The sequence below is a fragment of the Pedobacter nototheniae genome (assembly GCF_032678625.1).
Classification (GTDB): domain Bacteria; phylum Bacteroidota; class Bacteroidia; order Sphingobacteriales; family Sphingobacteriaceae; genus Pedobacter; species Pedobacter nototheniae_A.
Window position 1 is genome coordinate 200,108 of the sequence record NZ_JAVTSO010000003.1, and the last position, 21,024, is coordinate 221,131.

Sequence of the window (21,024 nt, forward strand, 5' to 3'; positions counted from 1 at the left end):
GTTAGTTATTTTGTATCAGAAATATTTCAAGGCTCCTTGCTCCATGGGCTCCGATAACCAGCGATTGCTCAATATCGGCAGTTTTAGAGGGCCCTGAAATAAAAACACCATAGTTGTAATCCTTCGTGCCTATTTTTTCATAGGCCTGGTTCATTGAAGTTACTATTTCATTTTCATTTAATACAAGAATGAGGTGCTGGGTTATAAAAGGTAAAACCCGGTGCATTAAAAGTTCTTCTGTAAGCCACAAAGCTCCATTTTCTGAAACCCCAAAATGAGCTTTTAAAATCGCCAAATCTATATTTTCGAGATTATGGGGATCTTCATCTTCAGAAAACTCTACCTGCTGTCCCTCAACATCCTTTAATCCTGAAATTGTTGTTAAAACCCGGTTAGAAGATGAAAAATTTTCTTTTATGTGTTTCTTTAATTCGGTTAAATCTGTTATTCTGTAAACCCTGCTTCCATTTAACGAGGCAGAAGCAATAAACTTATAAAGTCCTATTTCTGCATCCTGATCAAAATTTAAATCTGGTAAGGGTACAATTGTTTTGGGTTTATTTTCGGCAATGCCCTGTAAAATACTTGTTCTGCTATCCATCATTCTTTTTTCTGTTTTGATGATACCATGTTTTAAAAGATTCCTTTGGCACTTCGGGCATTTCCCTGTTTTTATACCAGGGGTTTAACTTATTATTGATCGCAAAAGGAACATATTTCAAAGTTAAACGCATGGCTTTGCCTGCAAAATCAAATCTGCCCGACGAAGAAAGCGTAAAAGCCATTCCCTTCATAGCAAGCGTTTTAGCCGCATCAGTATATCCATTTTTAACTATTACTTGCCTCCATTTATACAGCTGCTGGTGAATATCAATTTTTACCGGACACACATTTGTACAGGAGCCGCATAAAGTGGATGCAAAAGGCAAATCCTTATACTTTTCCATATCCAGGTTTGGGGCCAAAATAGAACCTATCGGACCAGCAATGGCCGTATGGTAGCTATGCCCACCACTTCTTCTGTAAACCGGGCAGGTATTCATACAAGCACCACAACGAATGCATTTAAGGGAGTTTCTAAAATCTTCGCGACCTAACTGGGTGGTTCGGCCATTATTTACAATTACAATGTGAATTTCCTTGTTTTTAAGTGGTCTTTTAAAATGGCTTGAATAGGTGGTAATGGGTTGCCCTGTTGCGCTTCTTGCAAGCAATCTTAAAAATACGCCCAGGTGTTTCCTTTCGGGAATAATTTTTTCAAAACCCATGCTGGCGATGTGTATATCGGCCAAATGAGCCCCCATATCTGCATTTCCTTCATTGGTGCACACCACAAACTCTCCTGTTTCTGCAATGGCAAAATTTACGCCCGTTAAGGCTGCCTTTCGGGTGAGGAATTTTTCGCGCAGGTTTTGTCGCGCAGCCTCTGTTAATTGCTGAGGATCTGAAAGCCCTTTCGGTGTTCCTAAAAACTCATGGAAAATTTCGCCTATTTCTTCTTTTTTCTTATGGATACATGGCAAAACAATATGGCTTGGTGCTTCATTTGCCAACTGAACAATCCTTTCCCCTAAATCGGTATCAATTACTTCAATGCCGTTTTCAATCAGGAATTCATTTAAATGGCACTCCTCGGTAAGCATGGATTTACTTTTAACCATACTTTTAACTTCGGCCTTTTTTAATAAGGAAAGGACAATATGATTGTGTTCCACGGCATCGGCTGCCCAATGCACAATTATGCCATTTTGTTGTGCATTTTTTTCAAACTGGATTAAATAATGATCCAATTCAGAAAGTACATTATCTTTTATCTGGGATGCTGCGTTACGCAAAGCTTCCCAATCTTTAATTTCTTTGCTTACCTTATCCCTTTTCTCCCGAACAAACCATAAGGTATCATCGTGCCACGATACTCTTTCTTCATCTTTATTAAAAATGCCTGCTAACGTTGCGTGATCTTTCATATTATCCGGCATTAAGGATTTCTGCAATGTGGATTACCTTAACGCTGCTGTTGGCTCGTTTTAAAATTCCTTCCATATGCATTAAGCAAGACATATCTGCTGCTGTAATATACTCTGCATGGTGATCGATGTGATCTTTAACCCGGTCTTTTCCCATTTTAAACGAAACAGCTTCCTCTGTTACACAAAATGTTCCACCAAAACCGCAACATTCATCTTTTCTTTTTAGCTCAACCAAATCCAAGCCCTTTACCATTTTTAATAAAGTTTCTGGTTTTGAAAATTGAGTTTCATTTAACTCAGTCATGCTTGATAATCTTAAACCCCGCTGCCCGTGGCAACTTTGATGTAAGCCAACTTTATAAGGAAAATTAGCGGTTAAACCTTCTATTTTTAAAATATCGGTTAAAAACTCAACGAGTTCATAAACATTATTTCTTATTTGTTGCGTCTCTTCAGTTTTACCGGTACCAAGTAAATGTTCTTTAATGTGCAATACACAACTTCCGGATGGGGAAACTACATAATCGAAACCTGCAAAATTTTCAATAAAGCAATTGTTTACTGGCTGGGTAAGGTGTTCGTAACCTGAATTTGCAAGTGGTTGGCCGCAGCAGGTTTGCTTTTCGGGATAATATACATCCACACCAAATTTCTCCAGCAACTGCAAGGTGGCAACACCCACCTGGGGATAAAACTGATCTATATAACAGGGTATAAATAATCCAACTCTCATAAAAAACGGCAAATGGTTAGATGCTATTGAACATACAAATAAAACTTTTAAAGCATATTTAAAAGTTTGCTCCATTGCCTTATTATTAAGCGATATTGGAATATATATTACTTTTAACGATCTTTATTGCAAATTGAATTAAATTTTAACCAAATATTCCGGAAAATGAAACCTCATCTATTAAAAGTTTCGCCTACCTCTGCACAATCTTTTAGTGCCAGAAGAGACATGATGCCTGATGTGAATAACAGATGGCACTACCATTCTGCGCTTGAATTAATTTATTTCAAAAAAGGAAGGGGAACCCAGTTTATTGGAGATAGTATTAAAAATTTTGGCGATGGCGATGTTGTTTTAGTCGGCAGCAACTTACCGCATTACTGGCGTTTTGATAGCGAATATTTCGAAAACACCAACCAAACAACCGCAGATATTTATGTTGTACATTTTGAAGAGAATTTTTGGGGCAGTGGTTTTTTAAATTTACCTGAGAATACAGAGATAAAAAAAGTAATTGAACAATCTAAACAGGGCATTCAGATTACAGGAAATTCAAAATCCATTATCGGCAAGCTCATTGTAGATATTGTTGAAGCTACCGGTACAAAAAAGATTCTGTCGCTTTTAGAAGCTTTAGTAGAAATTAGTCACCGCAAAGAAATTAATCACCTGGTTTCTTTAGGTTTTCAATCTAATTTCCAGGATGCGGAGAAAGACCGCATACAAGCGATATACAACTATACCATAACCAATTACAAAAAGAAAATAGATTTAAAGGAAATTGCCGAAATTGCTAAAATAAGCCCGAATTCTTTTTGCAAATTCTTTAAATCCAGAAGTCGAAAAACATATACTCAATTTACAAATGAAATCAGGATTGGTCAGGCCTGTAAATTACTGATTGAAAACCAGATGAGCGTTAAGGAAATCTGTTATGAAAGCGGCTTTTATAATTTCGCCAGCTTTCATAAATGTTTTAAAGATATTATGGGTAAAAGTCCGTTAAAATATCAACAGGAATTCATATAACCCTAATTGGTTTTCGTTCAATATTCACTTTGCCCATTATCATGGGTTCATATTGCATTAAAACTAGGTCTTTTTGCTTAGAGGTTGAATAATCAATTTTTAAGGCAGATTGGTTTCTTGTATTTTCTATAATTAAACGATTGTTTTTATAATCAAAGCTTTTATCTAACTTAATCTCATACCGGCCTTTTGCATCAGTAAAGGCAAAGCTATTGGTATTCTCAATAGTTACCCTGATGCCTGCAGAAACCGGTTTACCTTCTTTAAAAACATAACCATAAATTACTTTAACAGGCGCTGGCGTGGGATCGTCTGCACCGTTCCTGGCAGCAGAAAATGTTGTTTCTACTTTCGGGGAAGCTGATACCTGAACGCTTTGCAGGAAAATACTTGCTCCAATGGTTAATGCACCTAAATATTTCATCCAGTTTCTTTGGCTTGGCGCAACAACTAAATGATATGAAAGCTGGTTTAACTGGTCCTGGCTTAACCTTCCGCAAACTTCTGTAGTTGATTCGGATAGTGCTTTAATAATTTCAGCATTGGTATAAGTAGAAAAATCGATGACACATTTACGACAAGATGCACAAAAATTATGTCCCTCTCGTTTTTCCATTTGTTCCCAGTTTTGAGCACAAGGTTCGGCAATTGATATGGTTGTGATGGTGGTTTTCATGTTTAATAATTTTAATACATGATGTAAACCGAGAACCTATTCCATAAAACCGTATTTATTTTCTCAACTGATATTTATAAATCTCTGCTTCTGAAGTTAAAAGCCGCACAACACTTGGATATTTGGGAGAATATACAATCGGCAATTCCTGATCGAGATAATAATTATCGAATGCATATTTAGAAATCGATACGTCCTGAGTTGTATTTAAACCATTATCCAGTTTAAACATCACCCTTATTTTGGTCATATCTAATCTCCTGGTGGAGTAAGAATCGCCACCAGTTACTTTAGCTACGGTAAAAACACCATTTTTATCCAGTTCTTCTTCAACAAGGGTAGTTTCTCTATAGATGAATAGAAATCCTCCGCCAAATAAGCCGATCATAAAAACGGCAGCCATAAAATATCCGGAAACGCCAGGATTTGATTTATCCCGGCCATTACGATCTTCTATCAGAAAAATTATTCCACCAACAAACAATGCGCTCGAGATGGCAATGCTTATTGCACCAAGCAATGCTATAAATGTAGTGAACGACTGGTAAAGGTTTACAGGGATTAAATAATAAAATAGTACGAAAAGGAACGCGGTTAATGCGCCCCATATAAGAGTTCTTTTAATAAGCATGGAGATGAAACGTTAATTTATATACTCGAAGATATAAAAAAACTGGAACATGATTATAAAAGCCTATTTACTAAACTTTAAAAGTTCATTATAAAGTTTTTCGGTAGGCAGGCCCATCACGTTGGTATAAGAGCCCTCTATTCTTTCCACCACCACTATACCCCACCAATCCTGCACGCCATAGCTTCCTGCTTTATCATAGGGTTTAAAATTATCAATGTAAAAATCGATTTCTTCACTGCCTACCACTTTACAATAAACTTCTGTACGGTCGTAAAACGAAGCTATTTTATCTCCTAAAACCAAGGTAACACCTGTATACACTTCATGCTTGCTTCCAGATAGCTTATGCAGCATTTGCTGCGCATGCTCACGGTTTTCTGGTTTCCCTAAAATTTCCCCGTTTAAAGCTACAATTGTATCTGCTGTTACCACAATCTTATCATCAGAATGAAAAGCTTTGGCTTTCTTTTCAGAAATATATACAGCAATTTCTGAGGGACTTAAACCCACTGGATAACTTTCATCAACATCTTTTAATTCAATGGAAAAGTTTAGTCCCATTAACTTTAGAAGTTCTTGTCTGCGGGGCGATTTTGAGGCTAAAATAACTGGTGGAAAATTGAACGGCATAATTTTATTTTTTGCTAAAATAACAAAAGCGGCCAATAGCCGCTTTCATTATTTATTTTTTTACTGGTGGGCTGGTTATTTCCCACCGCCGCCGCCCTGGCGATTCTGCATTGCTGCTTTTTGTTCGTCTTGCCAAGTTTTGTAAGCCGTTTTTTGATCATCAGTTAACAACGCTGTAACTTTTTCATCCGTTTCTTTTCTCAATTTCATTGATTTTTCACGCATTGCATCACGATCGCCGTTAGCTTCTTCTCTGATTTTAGCCATTGCTGTTCCCTGTTCGGTGTAAATAGCAGTAACCTTTGTTTTTTGATCGTCGTTAAGTTTTAACTTTTCAGTTAACATATCAACCATCTTTTTTGCCCGTTCTTCGGGTGTACCGCCCATACGACCGCCACCTTGTTGCGCATTTGCATAAGTTATTACTGAAAATAACAAAGCGCAAATCATCATTAATTTTTTCATGTTGTTGTTTTTGTTGAATTATTATTCTTGGAGAACAAAAACAGATTAAAGTTTAAAAGAAGAAATGTAACATCACCGTTGCAAAATTAAATAGTTTACCATGCTAATCCTTTAACAATAAAACCGGGATATGCGACTTAACCGTTAATTTATGCGAGACACTTTGGTGCAACAAGCCTTCAAAAAAGCTGTATTTTTTTGGCAGGGCAATAATAATTTGTGCCTCTTCAGCCTTAGCAAACTTTACAATCCCTTTGATGGTATCGTCATGATCTGAATAATGATACTGGGGATTATAATCTTTCAGCATATCCCTTAAAGTAACTTCTTCTTCCTGGTTAACCTCATGAGCCGGATTAATGTTCAACACCAATAACTCTATTACATGTTTGCTTAAAATTTTCTTCAAGGCATTAACCGGCACCACTTCTTTTACTTTTTTAAAATCGCAGGCTAAAATTCCTTTTCTAATCGATTGATAATTGGCCTTTGGTGGTACAACCAACACTGGAACAGGACTTGCTTTAGAAATTTTAATGGCATTTGAACCTATATCACTTTCATCTTTTGCTCTTTTTCCGTTGCTGCCAATTATAATTAAATCAACCTCTTCTTTGTTCACCCGATCAACTATAGACCTGAGAATGGTTTCCCTGGAAAGGGAAATTTCCACATCTGCATTTGGATTAATTTCCAGTAAAATATTTTTTAACTTATTAAGCGCATCCAGCCTGCTTTCTATTTCATCGGCAATGCGATCGTCTGTTGTTACAATTAAATCTGGTGTAGGTAAAATACTTTCATATTCAGAAACATAATAAGAATTTAATAAAATCAGCTTGCAATCAGTCATTGTCCAGCTTAATCTGGCTGCGTATTTGGCTGCATGTTCTGCTGTTTTGGAAAAATCTACAGGTATTAAATAGGTATTCATATCGTTAAAATTACATGATTAAGAAACAAAAATATTAATCAATCGATTGATTAATATCTATATGTAAATTTCGGATATAAACTCATTTAATGCAAGTTTTTAATGTCTGAATTTTATAATCTTATTAAGGCCGGAGCATTATTATTTGCCTGAATCGGCAGCATTAGGATTTTCATCGTGCCATTTAGATTGGACTTTCATTACCTTTTCGATAATGTCCCTAACCGCGGTTTTTCCACCTGTATAAGGTGAAATAAATGTAGAAATGGCCTTAATTTCTTCTACTGCATCCGCAGGACAAGTGGCTAAACCTACCAGTTTCATTACTTTTAAATCCGGAATATCATCTCCCATGTACAATACCTGAGTAGCAGAAATTCTTTTATCTAAAAGGTATTGTTTAAAAATTTCGACTTTATCACCTGCACCTAAATAAACATCCTTCACACCCAGGCTTTCAAAGCGTTTTTCCATCGCCAAACCTTTTCCGCCTGAAATGATGCAAACATGATAGCCCCTTTTAACGGCAAGTTGTAAAGCGTAACCATCTTTAATGTTAAAGGTGCGTAAAGCCTGCCCATTATCTGTTACCTGCACCGAACCATCGGTTAGTACCCCATCAACATCAAAAATAAAGGTGGTGATTTCTTTTAGCTTTTCCAGAAACATATTAAACTTTGAATTGCGTGTCTGGAGTTGGAAGCGGAGAGAAAATGCTTTCCCTAAACTTAAAACTCCAAACTAAATTACTGATTATCTCTCCACTCGTAAACCCAGGCGGATTGAATTTGCTCTAAATGGCCTTCAGAACTTTCTTCGCGTGTACCTTTAAAGTTTGGCAGTTCTAAAACCCATTCTAATAATTCGGTAAAACGGATGCGATAGATTTTGGTTTCAGAAAAATCATCACCAAATTTCTCATATAAAGACATCGCAATATCTTCATAATCATTCCAGTAAAAAGGTAATGCGAATTTATCGTTATTCATGTTTTGTTTAATTGTTTAACTCGTTAATTGTTTGATTGCTTAATTGTTCGTACCGGTTAACGGGTTTCAGACGAAGGATTTCGAGCTCAAGACTATCTTAGTGTCCCATAAACCCAGATTGATCTGGAATAGTTACTTCAATATCTCCGTTTAAAACCACGCACTGACAGCCTAAGCGTGAAGTAATTTTCGGGCGAACGGCTCTATCAATAAAATCCTCTTCCTTATCTGAAATTTCCTGAATATTATCCATTCCTTTGGTTACGTAAACGTGGCAGGTACTGCAACCGCAAACTCCACCACAATTGTGTTGTAACTCGATGCCATTATCCAGGCAAACATCTAAAACAGATTCTCCGGCAGCTATAGGCAATTCTATTGGCTCGTGATCTGCTTCTTCAAAATTTATTTTTAGTTTATAAATACTCATAATGTGTTGCAAAAGTAATAAGCAAAAGCGGCAATTATACTATTTGTATGTTAATTTAATGCTATCGCTCAGGGTTTCATAAATGTTATGCAATTCAGGCATATCTTTTAATCTGCCCAAATGTGCCTCTATCGTACTTTCATCGTGCCTGATAGCCGGACCTGTTTGTACATTTTCCGGCAAATCATCTTTAATTTTATCTGCAGTTTCTGCAATTAAAGGCCTGATGATATCGAAATCTAATGCATTGGCTGATAAAACTTCATGAGCCAATGTGTATAAGTGATTGGTAAAATTACAGGCAAAAACGGCTGCAAGGTGCAAAACCTTACGTTTGTTCCCATCCAGTTTATAAACCTTATCACTTAGTTTGTTAGCCAGCTGGTTTAAAATATCCAGTTGTTTTTGATTGTTTGCTTCAATACAAAGCGGTATATTTTTAAAATCTACAGCCTTATTTTTCGAAAAGGTTTGCAGCGGGTAAAATACTCCCGTATGGGCAACATGTGTTGATAGTACTTTAATATCAGTTGTTCCGGATGTATGAACAACTAAACCATCAACATTTTTTAAGCCAGCGGCAACTTGTTCAATTGCGTCATCCTTAACAGAAATAATGTATAAATCGGCTTGTTGCACAATTGCTGACAAATCTTGTACAGCAACTGCGTTAACCTTTTCTGCAAGACTGGTAGCATTTATTAAGTTAGGGCTGTAAACCTGTACAATCTCTTCTCCTTGGGCTTTTAAAGCCTGGGCTAAGTGTGTGGCTACATTCCCCGATCCTAATAAAACAATTTTCATTTTATGCCGTTTTAGCTTCTTTTCTTCTCCTGAAAATAGAAAGTAAGAAACCAATAACCATTACAATTGTTCCGGCCCAGTATAAATTAATGAAAGGGAATTCTATCGCTTTGAAAACAACCCAGTCTTTAGCTTGTTGTGGTTTCTCAAAAATTTGTAATTCTACTTTTTTCTCTTCAGGTAATACTTTAGAGAAACGAACTTTTAAATCTAACTCTTCAACTTTGCGGGCAAAATCAAAAGTATTATTTCCTTTAATCAGGAAAATAGGCTCAGTATTGTAAATTTTACCTGCCGAATTAATTTCTAAAGGTAAACCAACTGCAAAATCGCCTTTGGTTAAAACTAAATCTTTAGCTGCTGGCTTATTATTTAAAGCTTTAACGGTAATAATACCACTTGAGGTGTGAATGGTATCGCCGGCTGATACTTTTACAATTCTTGGTTCCTTATAATTTTCATCATCTGAATGCCCTTCATGATCTTCGTGATCTGCTTTTTTAATGGCAGCACTTGTAATGTGCGTATACACATCATACGTTAAATAGTGTTTGGTATCAGGAGATGCAATTAAGCCCATTTTCTCGTTATCCTGTACATGAGGATGCAGGTTGAAATCTTCCTTAACTTTTCCGGTTTTCTCATCATATACCTTAAAATTAAGTTCGTATGTTGTATTTGGAGCAACCGTGGTATCGCTAACATAAGTTACGGTATACTTACCCATTTTCTTAGGCTCGTTTTTATACAACATAATATTTTCACCAGGTTTCTCTGTTTTTTCAAAATCCTTTACAGGAATAAAGTTATTTGCATTAAGGGAAATTGGTTTATTTGTAGCAGCAGAGATTAAAGCACCTAATATTAAAAGGGCAAAACCTATGTGCGCAATGGCAGAACCGGCCAGTTTTGCTTTGCCTCCAAATGCCTGGTATAAAACAGTGGCATTGGATAAAATGGCAAACAAACAGCTAAACGTAATCAAGATATACATGGTATTGGTATAAATATCGGCTATGTATACCAAACCTGCAGTTAACACAACAGCAAAAACAATGGCTGAAACCAGGCTGCTGTAGAATTTACGTGGATCTGTTCTTTTATATTTTAAGTACTGAGAAAAACCAGAAATTAGAGTAATTAATACCGCGAATGGGGCTTGCCACTGGTTGTAATACTTTACTGCATCAATAGGTGGAGAAAATTTGGTTCCAAAAGCTTTGTTAAATACGGGAACCGAGGTGGAGAAAATAACCTGAATACAAGCTATTGTAACCACTAATGCGCCGATAAACATCCAAAACTCGCGCGAATACGTTTCCTCATCTTTACTGGTAATGGGTAAATCTTTCCAGCGGATTACAATAAAGTAAATGGCCAATACAGCAAACACTACATTATATAAAATTAAGTGTCCAAACATGCCCATATCGGTAAATGAGTGAACGGAGGTATCGCCTAAAATTCCGCTTCGAGTTAAAAAAGAAGCATATAAAACCAATAAGAAACTTAAAAAAACCAATGCAATTGCAGTGAAATAAGCATGACCGGTATTTTTATAGGCAATCATTACGTGTACGGCACCAATTAAAGTTAACCACGGAATTAAAGATGCATTTTCTACAGGATCCCAGGCCCAGAAACCACCAAAGTTTAAGGCTTCATATGCCCAGAAAGAACCCATGATAATACCTGTACCTAAAACCATTACCGCAAAAAGCGTCCATGGCATGGCTGGTTTAATCCATTCTTTATATCTTTTTTGCCACAAACCGGCAATACCGTAAGCAAAAGGAACCACCATACTCGCAAAACCTAAAAACAAGGTTGGCGGGTGAATCACCATCCAATAGTTTTGTAAAAGCGGGTTTAAACCACGTCCATCTGTAATAAACTTCAGGTAATCCTTAAAATTTTCAGGGTTTGCAAAAACTACAGGAGCCATTGCTTTTAAGTCAACAGCATCTCTTAGCAGGATGAATGGAGAACTACCAATACGTTCGCCAAAAATTTCAACGCCCAACATCATGGAGGTTAAAAATACCTGAGAAAAGGCAACAACGGTCATAACCGGTTTTTCCCAAGTTTTGGCTTTCCAGATTAAAATTCCGCCTAAAAGTGATTGCCAGAATGCCCAAAGCCAGAAACTCCCTTCCTGTCCTTCCCAAAAAGCAGAAATAATATAGTAAACAGGCAGCTGTTTTGAAGAGTGGAAATAAACGTAATTGTATTCGTTATAATGGCCTAATATTAAATAAAATAAAATGGCACCAATACCAATAATACTAAACCAGTTAACCAAAAAGCCTATACGGCCAAGGTTTCGCCATGATTTATCTTCTAAATTTTTATCCTTACTGGCATAAAAATATGCTATGGTTGATAGCAATGATGCACTAAATGCCAATACAATAAAAAACTGTCCGATTTTACCCGGCAACAGGTTTTCGCCTACAAATTGAATATCCATTAAAATTAATTATATTTTTGAACCTTGCCGTCTTTTCCTACTGACTCAACCTTACCGTCTTTATTTACTTCAACAAGGTTATCGTTATATTTAGAAGGGCACTTCATTAAAATTTTCGAAGCGTAGAAAGTATCTTTATCCATCTTACCGATCAGAACTAATTTTTCTGAACGTTCAAAATCCTGAGGTTTTGTTCCGCTGTAAACCACTTTACGTACCTCTCCTTTTTCATCTTTCATATGGAAAGAGAAATGATTGGCGTCTTTAACAGCGTCGTAGTACATTCCCTGAGATTTTTCCCAGTAGCCCATTACATGTTCCTCTTTTTCAGATTTGGAGGCTTGCGTAAAATTAGAGTAAGTATCTGTATTCGCATTTAAGCTGAATAAAATTCCTACGGAAATTGCTATTGTGATTAGCCCAATGATTGCACTTTTCTTCATGGTTATATTAATTGTAAAAGCTGGCAACAAAGATAGAAAATTAGGCATAGCAGAGCCTCTTTTACATTTTTCTTGTCTTTATATTGACAATTAACTGATAGTTTTGACACAAATAAAATAAACCGCGCAGCTATTTATAATTGTTCTTTTAAAAAAATCATTTTTGATAACAATTTTTAACCAAGTTTGTTGTTTGAGTAATGCAATCCATTAACGATTAAAGCAAAATGATTTGACACTAAAAAATTCGGTTTAATTGTTAAATTTGACCTGCAGATATAATACCTAATCATAAAACATAATCCTAAATTAACATGAACCTTAAGCAGTTCTACACGCTTTTATTATTTATTTTTTTAATCCCAACATTAAGTTCCTGTTTCCAGGTTATTGAAGAAATTACCATGAGAAATGACGGTACAGGCGATGTTGTGCTCACTATAAATTTAAGTCAGAGTAAAACCAAAGTAGCTTCTGTAATGCTTTTAGATAGCGTGCAGGGCTACAAAGTACCCAGTAAACAAAAAATACAGCAAGAATTGAATGAAGCTGTAGCTTATTTAAAAAAATCTGAGGGTATTTCTAATGTTAAAAGCACCACCGATTTTAACAACTTCATTGCTACAATAAGTTTTTCGTTTAAAGAAGTTTCAAATATCAACAACATTACGAAGAACATACTTACCCAACATAAAATAAAAGCAACCAACAGTTCTTCTTATAGTTATAATAAGTCTACCGGACTTTTTAGCAGAAAATACCAGGCCGTTAGCACAACGAAAACCGAATTCAACAAACTAAAATCGCAGGATAAAGCGGTTTTTAATACCGCAAGTTATACCAGTATCTATCGTTTCGAAAAACCTGTTGAAACAGTTAGTAATCCTGCAGCCAATATTTCAAAATCAAAAAAGGCAGTGATGCTTAAAAGCAGTATTATGGACTTAATTAATGGAAAAACCAACGTTTCCAATCAAATACAACTATCTAAATAAAAAACGCTGCGCTTACAGGCGTAAACTTATTACATCTAAAAAATACCCCATGAAAAAAATCCTAATTGCAATCTCATTTCTCTTCCTAATAAAAACAGCATCAGCACAAGATTTAGTCAAAAAAATACCTGCCAATGCATTTACCGTAGCCACAATAAAAGGCGATAATGTTTTTAAACTCATGTTTGTCAAAGATTTTAACGAATCTTTTTTGGGTAAGAAACTTTTAACTGAAACATCTAAATCATTAGACAAAGATTTTAACAGTATAGAAGATTTTGGAATTAACCTCGAAAAAAGCATGTACTATTTTAATCAGTTTACCGATAGTGTTTATTACAACTGCTTTTTAATTCCTTTAAAAGACGCTGCAAAATTTGAAAACCTGATTAAAGATAAAAACGAAAAGGTAAGCACTAAAGGTGAGGTAAGTACCTTGACTTTGCCCGACAGCACCAGCTTGCTGATGTGGAATAAAAGCATGATGTATTTCGTTACCGGAACCATTAGAAGTTCTTTTTTTGCAGATTCTTTAAAAGCAGCAAAATATGGAATAAAAGACATCAGGTATCAAAACAATTATGATACCTTAACTGACAGCGCTGTGGTAGCGGTTGATTCTACTTATGTAATGGATGCCGCTGCAACAGCAGCTCCAGCTTATGATGACACAGAAAAACCAGCTAAAAAGACCATTCAAAAGAAAAAAACAGGAAAAAAGGCGGTTGCTAAAAAAGGTACCAAGAAAAAAGTAGTTAAGAAAAAAGTAATAAATAAACCTAAAAGATCTGATATTATAATTGATGAAGAACCGCCAAGATTAACGACTGCGGCAGATTCTGCTGCTGAGGCTGCATATGAAGCAGCAAATATGGCTGTAAATGCGAGTAATACATCAGATTCGGCCTTCCACGATCATTACGATGAATATCAGGGTGAACGTAAAGAACAAGAAGATAAAAAGAAAAGACTGGCTTATCTTTGGATGACCGCGCAGGCCGATATGATTTTTAATGGCAATTATGAATCTATTACAAGTAACAAATCTTACACAAATAGCTTGGACGATCAGGCTATTGCCAGTATTTGGGTATCGAGTTTGCAGGATGTTTACAACATGTTAACACCTGAACTTAGTACATACAGTGCTTATGGAAGATCGGGAATTATGAAAGGTTATGGCAGTTTAAGTTCAAAATTATTTATGGATAAACAGAGTTTCCGCATTTCAGCTCAATTAGAACTTGCGCAGGAACAGGCAGATTCATATAAAAAGATTATGAACAGAAAGTTGAATAAAAACTTCCTTAAATATGTAAATAGCGAAAAAGCGATCGGGTTTTTAGGCTATTCTATAGATACCAAAGCTTATCTCGAAGAATTCCCTAAGTTAATGAAGCAAACTTACGGCTCTATTTTAGGTGGTAAAATGGATGAGGAAATAGAATTAGGAACTGATTTATTCTCTCTTTTATTAGATGAAGAAGCCGTAAGCAAAGTAGTTAAGGGCGATGCTCTTTTTGTAATTAACGGATTAAATACAAAAGATGTAAACTATACCAGTTATGATTATGATGATGATTATAACCGTACCGAAGTTCAAAAAACAAAAAAAGAGACTTTACCTGATTTCCTTTTCATGTTCTCCTCTGAAGACACTAAGCTGTTTCAAAAACTGATTAAATATGGCATAAACAAAAATTATGTTGTACCAGAGCAAGGAATTTATAAATTAAAAGAAGGAAAAAGCCCGATGGATATTTATTTCATGATTAAAGATGGAATTGTATTTTTCGGAAATTCATTAACTGAAATGCAAAGCATTTACAATAATCAGTTTAATGCCACTATAAGTAAAAAGCACAAGGCGCTTTTGGCCAAAAACAACTTCAGTATGTTGTTTAATCCCAAAAACATAATTGGCAAAGTACCTGCCGATGAACTTGGTGGTACAGAAACTGCAGAAAAGTTTAATGAAACATTAAGCAAAATGGGTGATGTATATATGAAATCGAATCCCATTAAAGGCAATATCGTTTCAGGAGAGATAAGTGCAGAAATTCCTAATGGACATGAAAATGCTTTGAAATACCTCTTCTCATTAATAGAAAATGCAACAAAATAATTCAATTTTCAATTGATCGATTAACCCATTCAACAATTAACCTTAATCGGTATGGTCAAATTTTTAAAAATAACAGCAGCAATATTTGTATTGCTGCTTATTTTTTTTGTCGGCACTTTCAAATACAGGCAATACAAAGGTAACCGATTGCTGATACCGGCCAATGTAAGTGGTCTTATAAAAATCAATACAGATGAGATTTATAAAAGCATTGGCCTAAATATGGTCTCCAATTTGGGCTATTATTTAAAATCCGGCGAAAAGAAAATTAGCAATATTGAAGCAAAAAATTTTGATACCGGCCTGGATGTACCAGCCGCCTTATATTTTTATACCATTGCGGGTAAATCAAATGATCTTCTTTTTAGCCGTCTGGAGATTAAAGATTCTGTTGCTTTTAAGAATTTCATCACCAAAGCTCTAAGTTTAAATCCAGTAAAAAATATTGGAAATGGAACTTACACGACCAGTTCTAAAGACAATCGCTTAAGTATTTCTTACAACAAAACGGCTGTTGCTCTTTCCTACTCCTTCAGAACTGAAGATTCGGAGCAGTTGCGTTTAGATATTCTGAACCAAAAGAATTTTATAAAAGTAAGCCAGAGCAATTTTAATAAGGTAAACGATTACAGAGATCATATTCTCTTTACAAATCAAGAAAACCTGTCGAAGTTAAATTTCAATAGCGGAAATATAGATTTTAGCCATGAATTTACGACCAAAATATTAATACCGGGTGAAAAACCAAGTCATAGGGTATTCAATACAGATAATACGATGACTTTTTGGCTCAACGCAAGGCTGGAAAAAACCGGGAACAAATTATTTAAACTAAATGATTTTACGGTAGAACGCGATAGTATTCTAAAATATTATAAAGACTATCTGGATGTAGAATGGACAAATTCGACACAACAAGTTGATTCTGTTATTACTTACGACTATAATGATGATTTTGAAAAAGTAGAAAAAATAACTTTGCAAAAGCACGATGTGCCTAATCTTATTATAAATATTGCAGCAAATCCAAATGGATTAAAAAATTATTTACAACAGCAAAATTTTATTATAGCTGATCGTAATATTGTAAATAAAGCTGTATTCCCACTCTACAAGCTATTTGTGCGAAACGAACGTAAAAACCTCATTTTCAGCACACAGAAAAACCAGAGAATTATTTTTGAACAAGCTCAAGCTTCAGACTTTTTTTACCTGAATGTTAATTTTACTAAACTAAATAAACAAATAAGTTTGCCTATTTTCTCTAATCAGGTAAAATCCGTGAAAACGCTTGAGGTTAAAGGAAAAGCTATGGGGAACAACAAAGTAAAAATTGAAGGGGAACTAAAACTTGTTAATCAAGACATTAATGCACTATATCAATTATTAAAACTTTTTTAAAAAGCCTCATTTGAACGGATCCTATTTTGGGGTATCAATTAATGCAGCCTTTATTTTTCCAATAAATGTTTTAATAACTTATTAGATGGGGTGTTTGTTAGCTGGGATGCTTCGTTCCTCAGCATGACAGAAAGTTATTATTTGTCATCCTGAGGAACGAAGGATCTCAAAGAAATCTTTGAACTTTTGCCGAAAGATTTCTCCGCTATGGTCTAAATGACGGCACCTTACACAAAGATTTCTTTACGAGAATAGAACCTAATCCACCCGTCTTTTCGAGCGGAGTGCAACGAAGTCGAGAAATCTTTTAAAAGAATAAACTAAGATCATGTTAAAGATTTCTCCACTACGGTCGAAATGACGACACCGTTTACAAAGGTTTCTTTACGAGAATAGAACCTAACCCACCCGTCTTTTCGAGCGGAGTGCAACGAAGTCGAGAAAGCTTTTAAAAAAATAAACTAAGATCAAGTTAAAGATTTCTCCGCTATGGTCGAAATGACGAGATCGTACACAAAGATTTCTTTACGAAAATAGAACCTAACCCACCCGTCTTTTCGAGCGGAGTGCAACGAAGTCGAGAAATCTTTTAAATTTGATAACTGAAATAATTTTCATTTAAATTCACGAATATGGAACGGGGAGGTTGTATATACATAATGACCAATTATCAAAAAACAACATTGTACATTGGGGTAACCTCCGATTTAAGAAACCGCATTCATGAGCATCAAAATAAAACCTATCCTAACTCATTCACAGCGAGATATAATCTGATCTTTTGCATTTACTATGAAATTTATCCATCAATAGAAGAGGCAATTAATCGAGAAAAACAATTAAAAAAATGGAATAGAGCAAAAAAAGAAACTTTAATTAATAGTTTCAATAAAAGCTGGGTTGATTTGAGTAGCATTATTAACGAATGGTAGTTCCGCCCACTTGTCCCAAAGTCAGAAATCAGGTATTAAGATTTCTCCACTACGGTCAAAATGACGACACCGTTTACAAAGATTTCTTTACGAGAATAGAACCTAACCCACCCGTCTTTTCGAGCGGAGTGCAACGAAGTCGAGAAAGCTTTTAAAAAAATAAACTAAGATCAAGTTAAAGGTTTCCCTACAAAAGTCGAAATGAGGACATCGTACACAAAGATTTCTTTACGAAAATAGACTTAACCCACCCGTCATTTCGAGCGGAGTGCAACGAAGTCGAGAAATCTTTTAAAAGAATAAACTAAGATCAAGTTAAAGATTTCTCAGATACAGTCGAATTGACGACACCGTACACAAAGATTTCTTTACGAGAATAGAACCTAATCCACCCATCATTTCGAGCGGAGTGCAACGAAGTCGAGAAATCTTTTAAAAGAATAAACTAAGATCAAGTTAAAGGTTTCCCTACAAAAGTCAAAATGACGACATCGTACACAAAGATTTCTTTACGAGAATAGACTTAACCCACCCGTCTTTTCGAGCGGAGTGCAACGAAGTCGAGAAATCTTTTAAAAGAATAAACTAAGATCAAGTTAAAGGTTTCCTCACTAAAATCGAAATGACAACACCGCTTACAAAGATTTCTTTACGAGAATAGAATTAACCACCCGCCATTTCGAGCGGAGTGCAACGAAGTCGAGAAATCTTTTAAAAGAATAAACTAAGATCATGTTAAAGATTTCTCCACTACGGTCGAAATGACGATTTAGTGGGGTGAAATGATGATATCTTATTATAAAACAAAAATCCCTGCAAATTTACATCTGCAAGGATTTTCTATTTTAAGATTTTTGCTATTATGGCCAAACGCCTAAGTTCATATAAGAAACAGCAATTTTATCAATTGAGTTTACAAATGCAGCAGTTCTCAATGTTTGAGTACCTGGTTTGTTTTTTAACGTTTCTCTGATCTCGTGGTAAGAATGAATCATTGTATCTTCTAAACCAGAATTTACCAATTCCATCTCTGAAGCACCTTTAACAATCATTAAGCGGTGTTCAGGTAAAATGGTTTTACCCGTTAAGTTTTCTAAGGTTGCAATTAAGTTCGCGTTTGAATTTGCTGCATAACGATTTTCCATACGTCCAAAAGCAACGTGTGAAAGGTTTTTCAACCACTCAAAATAAGATACAGTTACACCACCAGCATTACAATACATATCAGGAATAATGATACCACCCATTTCTGTAAAAATGGTTTCCGCCTCTGGCGTTGTTGGTCCGTTTGCACCTTCCGCGATAATTTTTGCTTTAATGTTACGGATGTTTGCTTCAGTAAACTGATTTTCTAAAGCAGCAGGAACGATGATATCGCAATCTTGCTCTAAACCTTCCATTGAGTTTTTGAAATCTGTAGCACCCGGGAAACCTAAAATTGATCCTGTATTTTTACGGTGTGCAAAAACCTCATCAACATTTAAGCCATTAGGGTTATATATTGCGCCTTCGAACTCACAAAGACCAACAATTGTGGCGCCAAATTCGGCAAGGAATTTAGCTGAATGATAACCCACGTTACCCAAACCCTGAACAATTACTCTTTTATCACCTAAACCAGCTTTAAAACCGATTTTAGCCATATCTTCTGCAACTTCTACACACTCACGTACGGCATAAGCAACGCCACGGCCTGTAGCTTCCTTACGGCCACGAATACCATGTAAAGCAATCGGTTTACCGGTAACACAACCTAAAGCATCTAACTGACCAGGATTCATGGTCATATATGTATCGGCAATCCAGCTCATCTCACGTTCACCTGATCCATAATCCGGAGCAGGAACATCAATACCAGGACCGATAAAGTTTTTCTTAATTAATTCTGTAGTATAACGACGGGTAATGGTTTCCAATTCAGCAACACTGTATTGTTTAGTGTTAATTTTAATACCACCTTTTGCACCGCCAAAAGGAACGTTTACAATCGCACATTTATAAGTCATTAATGCAGCTAAGGCCATAACCTCATCTTCATTAACCATTTCACTATAACGGATACCACCTTTTGTTGGGCTCATGTGATGCGAGTGCTCTACGCGCCATGCGTCAATTACTTCAAAACCGTTTCCGCGGCGAATAGGAAATTGGAAACGATACACACTGTTACATGTTTTAATCTGGTTCAACAAACCTTCTGGATGGTTGGTAAATTGAGCCGCACTGTCAAAGTTTTTACAAACATCTGCAAAAAACTTGTTCTCGTCTGCTAGATTAGCCATTATATAATTTTTATGAATTTAGTATGCTGCAAAATTGCCTAAAAAAACCGCATATATGCAAATTTAAAAAGACTTAGTGTACAGCTAACACATTTGGAGGATTAAACTAAAAATAGGTTTAAACTGTTTAAACCTATTTTTTAGTCGTATTTTCTTTTTCAATTTTTTTTAATCTTTTATCTAACGAGAACAGATAAAGGATTAAACCGATCAAAATAATCACAATACAAAGCACAACAACGTAGATTTTACCGTTGCTGCGTAAAGTATCAGCCATTTCTACACCATTATCCTGTGCAAATAATTGCAGGGCGGTCATCATTAATATTAAAGAGAAAGTAATTTTTTTCATTGCTATATTTATTTTCAATGCTGTTAAAAAGATGTGGAGCGTTTACAGTACTTTTTAGTTTTGTTGTTGTTTGTTTTCTAAAGTGCGTATTCTGAAACGGATTGTATATACCCAATAACCTATTAATATCCAGCCTAAACATGCCGGATAAAATACCATACGCATGCGGCTGTCTAAATCGTAACTATTAAAACCCGGATTACCGCCGTTGCCGGGGTGTAAAGAATCTTTCAATCTTGGCAAAACGAATAATAAAACCACCATCATCGGAAAAGCAAAAATATTGTATATGGCAGATAATTTTGCTCTTTTTTGTTCTTCATCAATCGCATTCCGAAGAATCAGATAAGCAAAATACAAGAGTATCGATATTGCTGCAAAATTTTGCTTTGGATCGAAACTCCAGAACTGACCCCAAGTGTATTTAGCCCAGATTGCCCCGGTTATTAAACCTAAAATACCAAAAATAATACCTGCATTTACGCTTTCTACTGCTTTTAAATCATCAATTTCACTTTTGCTGCTTAACGATTTTATACTGTAAAATACAGAGATTGAGAAAAGTACAATCATTGCAAACCACATTGGCACATGGAAATACAGGTTACGAATGGTTTCATTTAAAATGGCTAAGTGTGGTACGCCTAAAAGTAAACCGGCAATTGCAGTGTAAATTACTAAAACTGCACCTAAAATTTTCCACCAAGTTTTACGCATATATATAAAATTA

General features: G+C 35.6%; 22 protein-coding genes. 5 read left to right on the top strand and 17 right to left on the bottom strand.

All coding sequences use genetic code 11. The features are described 5' to 3' along the window. Window position 1 precedes the first annotated feature (1 nt). Genes R2Q77_RS11005 through R2Q77_RS11015 form a run of 3 tightly spaced genes read right to left on the bottom strand, consistent with a single transcriptional unit; the run spans window position 2 to window position 2,703 of the window. Window positions 2-604: a lactate utilization protein C gene (locus tag R2Q77_RS11005; RefSeq protein ID WP_316803787.1), complete on the bottom strand. Its 603-nt coding sequence runs from the start codon at window positions 602-604 to the stop codon at window positions 2-4. After that, entirely contained in the window at window positions 594-1,967 is a 1,374-nt protein-coding gene (locus tag R2Q77_RS11010; RefSeq protein ID WP_316803788.1) for a lactate utilization protein B, read from the bottom strand. The genes R2Q77_RS11005 and R2Q77_RS11010 overlap by 11 nt, the downstream gene beginning before the upstream one ends. A gap of 1 nt (window position 1,968) precedes the next feature. After that, window positions 1,969-2,703 carry a (Fe-S)-binding protein gene (locus R2Q77_RS11015; protein WP_316803789.1) on the bottom strand — a complete coding sequence of 245 codons (735 nt, stop codon included), beginning with the start codon at window positions 2,701-2,703 and terminating at the stop codon, window positions 1,969-1,971. A gap of 165 nt (window positions 2,704-2,868) precedes the next feature. Between R2Q77_RS11015 and R2Q77_RS11020 the strand changes: the two genes are divergently transcribed. Further along, the gene (locus R2Q77_RS11020) at window positions 2,869-3,732 is read left to right on the top strand and encodes an AraC family transcriptional regulator (protein WP_316803790.1); all 864 of its coding nucleotides are present in this window, start codon (window positions 2,869-2,871) and stop codon (window positions 3,730-3,732) included. On the opposite strand, the gene R2Q77_RS11025 is transcribed toward R2Q77_RS11020, so the two are convergent. The 11 genes from R2Q77_RS11025 to R2Q77_RS11075 form a co-directional block, all read right to left on the bottom strand. Further along, window positions 3,725-4,408, bottom strand: coding sequence for a hypothetical protein (locus R2Q77_RS11025; protein ID WP_316803791.1), 684 nt, complete (start codon window positions 4,406-4,408; stop codon window positions 3,725-3,727). The genes R2Q77_RS11020 and R2Q77_RS11025 overlap by 8 nt on opposite strands. Before the next feature lie 55 nt (window positions 4,409-4,463). Next, window positions 4,464-5,039 carry a hypothetical protein gene (locus R2Q77_RS11030; RefSeq protein ID WP_316803792.1) on the bottom strand — a complete coding sequence of 192 codons (576 nt, stop codon included), beginning with the start codon at window positions 5,037-5,039 and terminating at the stop codon, window positions 4,464-4,466. Window positions 5,040-5,102: 63 nt separating this feature from the next. Further along, the gene (locus R2Q77_RS11035; protein WP_316803793.1) at window positions 5,103-5,672 is read right to left on the bottom strand and encodes a Maf family protein; all 570 of its coding nucleotides are present in this window, start codon (window positions 5,670-5,672) and stop codon (window positions 5,103-5,105) included. A 75-nt stretch (window positions 5,673-5,747) separates the two neighbouring features. Next, window positions 5,748-6,137 carry a hypothetical protein gene (locus R2Q77_RS11040; RefSeq protein ID WP_316803794.1) on the bottom strand — a complete coding sequence of 130 codons (390 nt, stop codon included), beginning with the start codon at window positions 6,135-6,137 and terminating at the stop codon, window positions 5,748-5,750. 103 nt (window positions 6,138-6,240) lie between these two features. Then, window positions 6,241-7,071: a universal stress protein gene (locus R2Q77_RS11045; RefSeq protein WP_316803795.1), complete on the bottom strand. Its 831-nt coding sequence runs from the start codon at window positions 7,069-7,071 to the stop codon at window positions 6,241-6,243. A gap of 141 nt (window positions 7,072-7,212) precedes the next feature. Beyond that, a complete protein-coding gene (locus R2Q77_RS11050; protein ID WP_316803796.1) occupies window positions 7,213-7,740 on the bottom strand; it encodes an HAD-IIIA family hydrolase in 528 nt (175 codons plus the stop codon). Window positions 7,741-7,817: 77 nt separating this feature from the next. Beyond that, a complete protein-coding gene (iscX, locus tag R2Q77_RS11055) occupies window positions 7,818-8,060 on the bottom strand; it encodes a Fe-S cluster assembly protein IscX (protein WP_316803797.1) in 243 nt (80 codons plus the stop codon). Between the two features lie 97 nt (window positions 8,061-8,157). Then, entirely contained in the window at window positions 8,158-8,490 is a 333-nt protein-coding gene (locus R2Q77_RS11060) for a 2Fe-2S iron-sulfur cluster-binding protein (RefSeq protein WP_316803798.1), read from the bottom strand. A 39-nt stretch (window positions 8,491-8,529) separates the two neighbouring features. After that, complete coding sequence (locus R2Q77_RS11065) at window positions 8,530-9,294, bottom strand: Rossmann-like and DUF2520 domain-containing protein (protein WP_316803799.1); 765 nt, start codon at window positions 9,292-9,294, stop codon at window positions 8,530-8,532. A 1-nt stretch (window position 9,295) separates the two neighbouring features. Then, window positions 9,296-11,764: a heme lyase CcmF/NrfE family subunit gene (locus R2Q77_RS11070; protein WP_316803800.1), complete on the bottom strand. Its 2,469-nt coding sequence runs from the start codon at window positions 11,762-11,764 to the stop codon at window positions 9,296-9,298. Between the two features lie 5 nt (window positions 11,765-11,769). After that, window positions 11,770-12,207, bottom strand: a complete 438-nt coding sequence (locus R2Q77_RS11075) for a cytochrome c maturation protein CcmE (RefSeq protein ID WP_316803801.1) — start codon at window positions 12,205-12,207, stop codon at window positions 11,770-11,772. A gap of 314 nt (window positions 12,208-12,521) precedes the next feature. Between R2Q77_RS11075 and R2Q77_RS11080 the strand changes: the two genes are divergently transcribed. From R2Q77_RS11080 to R2Q77_RS11095, 4 genes are all read left to right on the top strand, one after another. After that, window positions 12,522-13,202: a hypothetical protein gene (locus R2Q77_RS11080; protein ID WP_316803802.1), complete on the top strand. Its 681-nt coding sequence runs from the start codon at window positions 12,522-12,524 to the stop codon at window positions 13,200-13,202. Window positions 13,203-13,251: 49 nt separating this feature from the next. Next, the gene (locus tag R2Q77_RS11085) at window positions 13,252-15,327 is read left to right on the top strand and encodes a hypothetical protein (protein WP_316803803.1); all 2,076 of its coding nucleotides are present in this window, start codon (window positions 13,252-13,254) and stop codon (window positions 15,325-15,327) included. Window positions 15,328-15,378: 51 nt separating this feature from the next. Continuing rightward, window positions 15,379-16,728, top strand: coding sequence for a hypothetical protein (locus R2Q77_RS11090; protein ID WP_316803804.1), 1,350 nt, complete (start codon window positions 15,379-15,381; stop codon window positions 16,726-16,728). 632 nt (window positions 16,729-17,360) lie between these two features. Beyond that, complete coding sequence (locus tag R2Q77_RS11095; RefSeq protein ID WP_316803805.1) at window positions 17,361-17,660, top strand: GIY-YIG nuclease family protein; 300 nt, start codon at window positions 17,361-17,363, stop codon at window positions 17,658-17,660. A gap of 860 nt (window positions 17,661-18,520) precedes the next feature. Here the strand turns inward: R2Q77_RS11095 and R2Q77_RS11100 are convergent. The 3 genes from R2Q77_RS11100 to ccsA all read right to left on the bottom strand — a co-directional run bounded on the left by R2Q77_RS11100 (window position 18,521) and on the right by ccsA (window position 21,011). Then, on the bottom strand, window positions 18,521-19,942 hold the full coding sequence (locus R2Q77_RS11100; RefSeq protein WP_316803806.1) for a Glu/Leu/Phe/Val dehydrogenase: 1,422 nt from the start codon (window positions 19,940-19,942) through the stop codon (window positions 18,521-18,523). A gap of 133 nt (window positions 19,943-20,075) precedes the next feature. After that, window positions 20,076-20,294 (bottom strand): CcmD family protein, encoded by a 219-nt coding sequence (locus R2Q77_RS11105; protein ID WP_316803807.1) that lies wholly within the window; start codon window positions 20,292-20,294, stop codon window positions 20,076-20,078. Between the two features lie 54 nt (window positions 20,295-20,348). Continuing rightward, window positions 20,349-21,011: a cytochrome c biogenesis protein CcsA gene (gene ccsA / locus R2Q77_RS11110; protein WP_316803808.1), complete on the bottom strand. Its 663-nt coding sequence runs from the start codon at window positions 21,009-21,011 to the stop codon at window positions 20,349-20,351. Window positions 21,012-21,024: the final 13 nt, after the last annotated feature.

Bases quoted from the DNA above. Each gene is read 5' to 3' on its own strand.
- R2Q77_RS11005 (WP_316803787.1), bottom strand. From the start codon at position 604: ATGATGGATAGCAGAACAAGTATTTTACAGGGCATTGCCGAAAATAAA.
- R2Q77_RS11010 (WP_316803788.1), bottom strand. From the start codon at position 1,967: ATGAAAGATCACGCAACGTTAGCAGGCATTTTTAATAAAGATGAAGAA.
- R2Q77_RS11015 (WP_316803789.1), bottom strand. From the start codon at position 2,703: ATGAGAGTTGGATTATTTATACCCTGTTATATAGATCAGTTTTATCCC.
- R2Q77_RS11020 (WP_316803790.1), top strand. From the start codon at position 2,869: ATGAAACCTCATCTATTAAAAGTTTCGCCTACCTCTGCACAATCTTTT.
- R2Q77_RS11025 (WP_316803791.1), bottom strand. From the start codon at position 4,408: ATGAAAACCACCATCACAACCATATCAATTGCCGAACCTTGTGCTCAA.
- R2Q77_RS11030 (WP_316803792.1), bottom strand. From the start codon at position 5,039: ATGCTTATTAAAAGAACTCTTATATGGGGCGCATTAACCGCGTTCCTT.
- R2Q77_RS11035 (WP_316803793.1), bottom strand. From the start codon at position 5,672: ATGCCGTTCAATTTTCCACCAGTTATTTTAGCCTCAAAATCGCCCCGC.
- R2Q77_RS11040 (WP_316803794.1), bottom strand. From the start codon at position 6,137: ATGAAAAAATTAATGATGATTTGCGCTTTGTTATTTTCAGTAATAACT.
- R2Q77_RS11045 (WP_316803795.1), bottom strand. From the start codon at position 7,071: ATGAATACCTATTTAATACCTGTAGATTTTTCCAAAACAGCAGAACAT.
- R2Q77_RS11050 (WP_316803796.1), bottom strand. From the start codon at position 7,740: ATGTTTCTGGAAAAGCTAAAAGAAATCACCACCTTTATTTTTGATGTT.
- iscX (WP_316803797.1), bottom strand. From the start codon at position 8,060: ATGAATAACGATAAATTCGCATTACCTTTTTACTGGAATGATTATGAA.
- R2Q77_RS11060 (WP_316803798.1), bottom strand. From the start codon at position 8,490: ATGAGTATTTATAAACTAAAAATAAATTTTGAAGAAGCAGATCACGAG.
- R2Q77_RS11065 (WP_316803799.1), bottom strand. From the start codon at position 9,294: ATGAAAATTGTTTTATTAGGATCGGGGAATGTAGCCACACACTTAGCC.
- R2Q77_RS11070 (WP_316803800.1), bottom strand. From the start codon at position 11,764: ATGGATATTCAATTTGTAGGCGAAAACCTGTTGCCGGGTAAAATCGGA.
- R2Q77_RS11075 (WP_316803801.1), bottom strand. From the start codon at position 12,207: ATGAAGAAAAGTGCAATCATTGGGCTAATCACAATAGCAATTTCCGTA.
- R2Q77_RS11080 (WP_316803802.1), top strand. From the start codon at position 12,522: ATGAACCTTAAGCAGTTCTACACGCTTTTATTATTTATTTTTTTAATC.
- R2Q77_RS11085 (WP_316803803.1), top strand. From the start codon at position 13,252: ATGAAAAAAATCCTAATTGCAATCTCATTTCTCTTCCTAATAAAAACA.
- R2Q77_RS11090 (WP_316803804.1), top strand. From the start codon at position 15,379: ATGGTCAAATTTTTAAAAATAACAGCAGCAATATTTGTATTGCTGCTT.
- R2Q77_RS11095 (WP_316803805.1), top strand. From the start codon at position 17,361: ATGGAACGGGGAGGTTGTATATACATAATGACCAATTATCAAAAAACA.
- R2Q77_RS11100 (WP_316803806.1), bottom strand. From the start codon at position 19,942: ATGGCTAATCTAGCAGACGAGAACAAGTTTTTTGCAGATGTTTGTAAA.
- R2Q77_RS11105 (WP_316803807.1), bottom strand. From the start codon at position 20,294: ATGAAAAAAATTACTTTCTCTTTAATATTAATGATGACCGCCCTGCAA.
- ccsA (WP_316803808.1), bottom strand. From the start codon at position 21,011: ATGCGTAAAACTTGGTGGAAAATTTTAGGTGCAGTTTTAGTAATTTAC.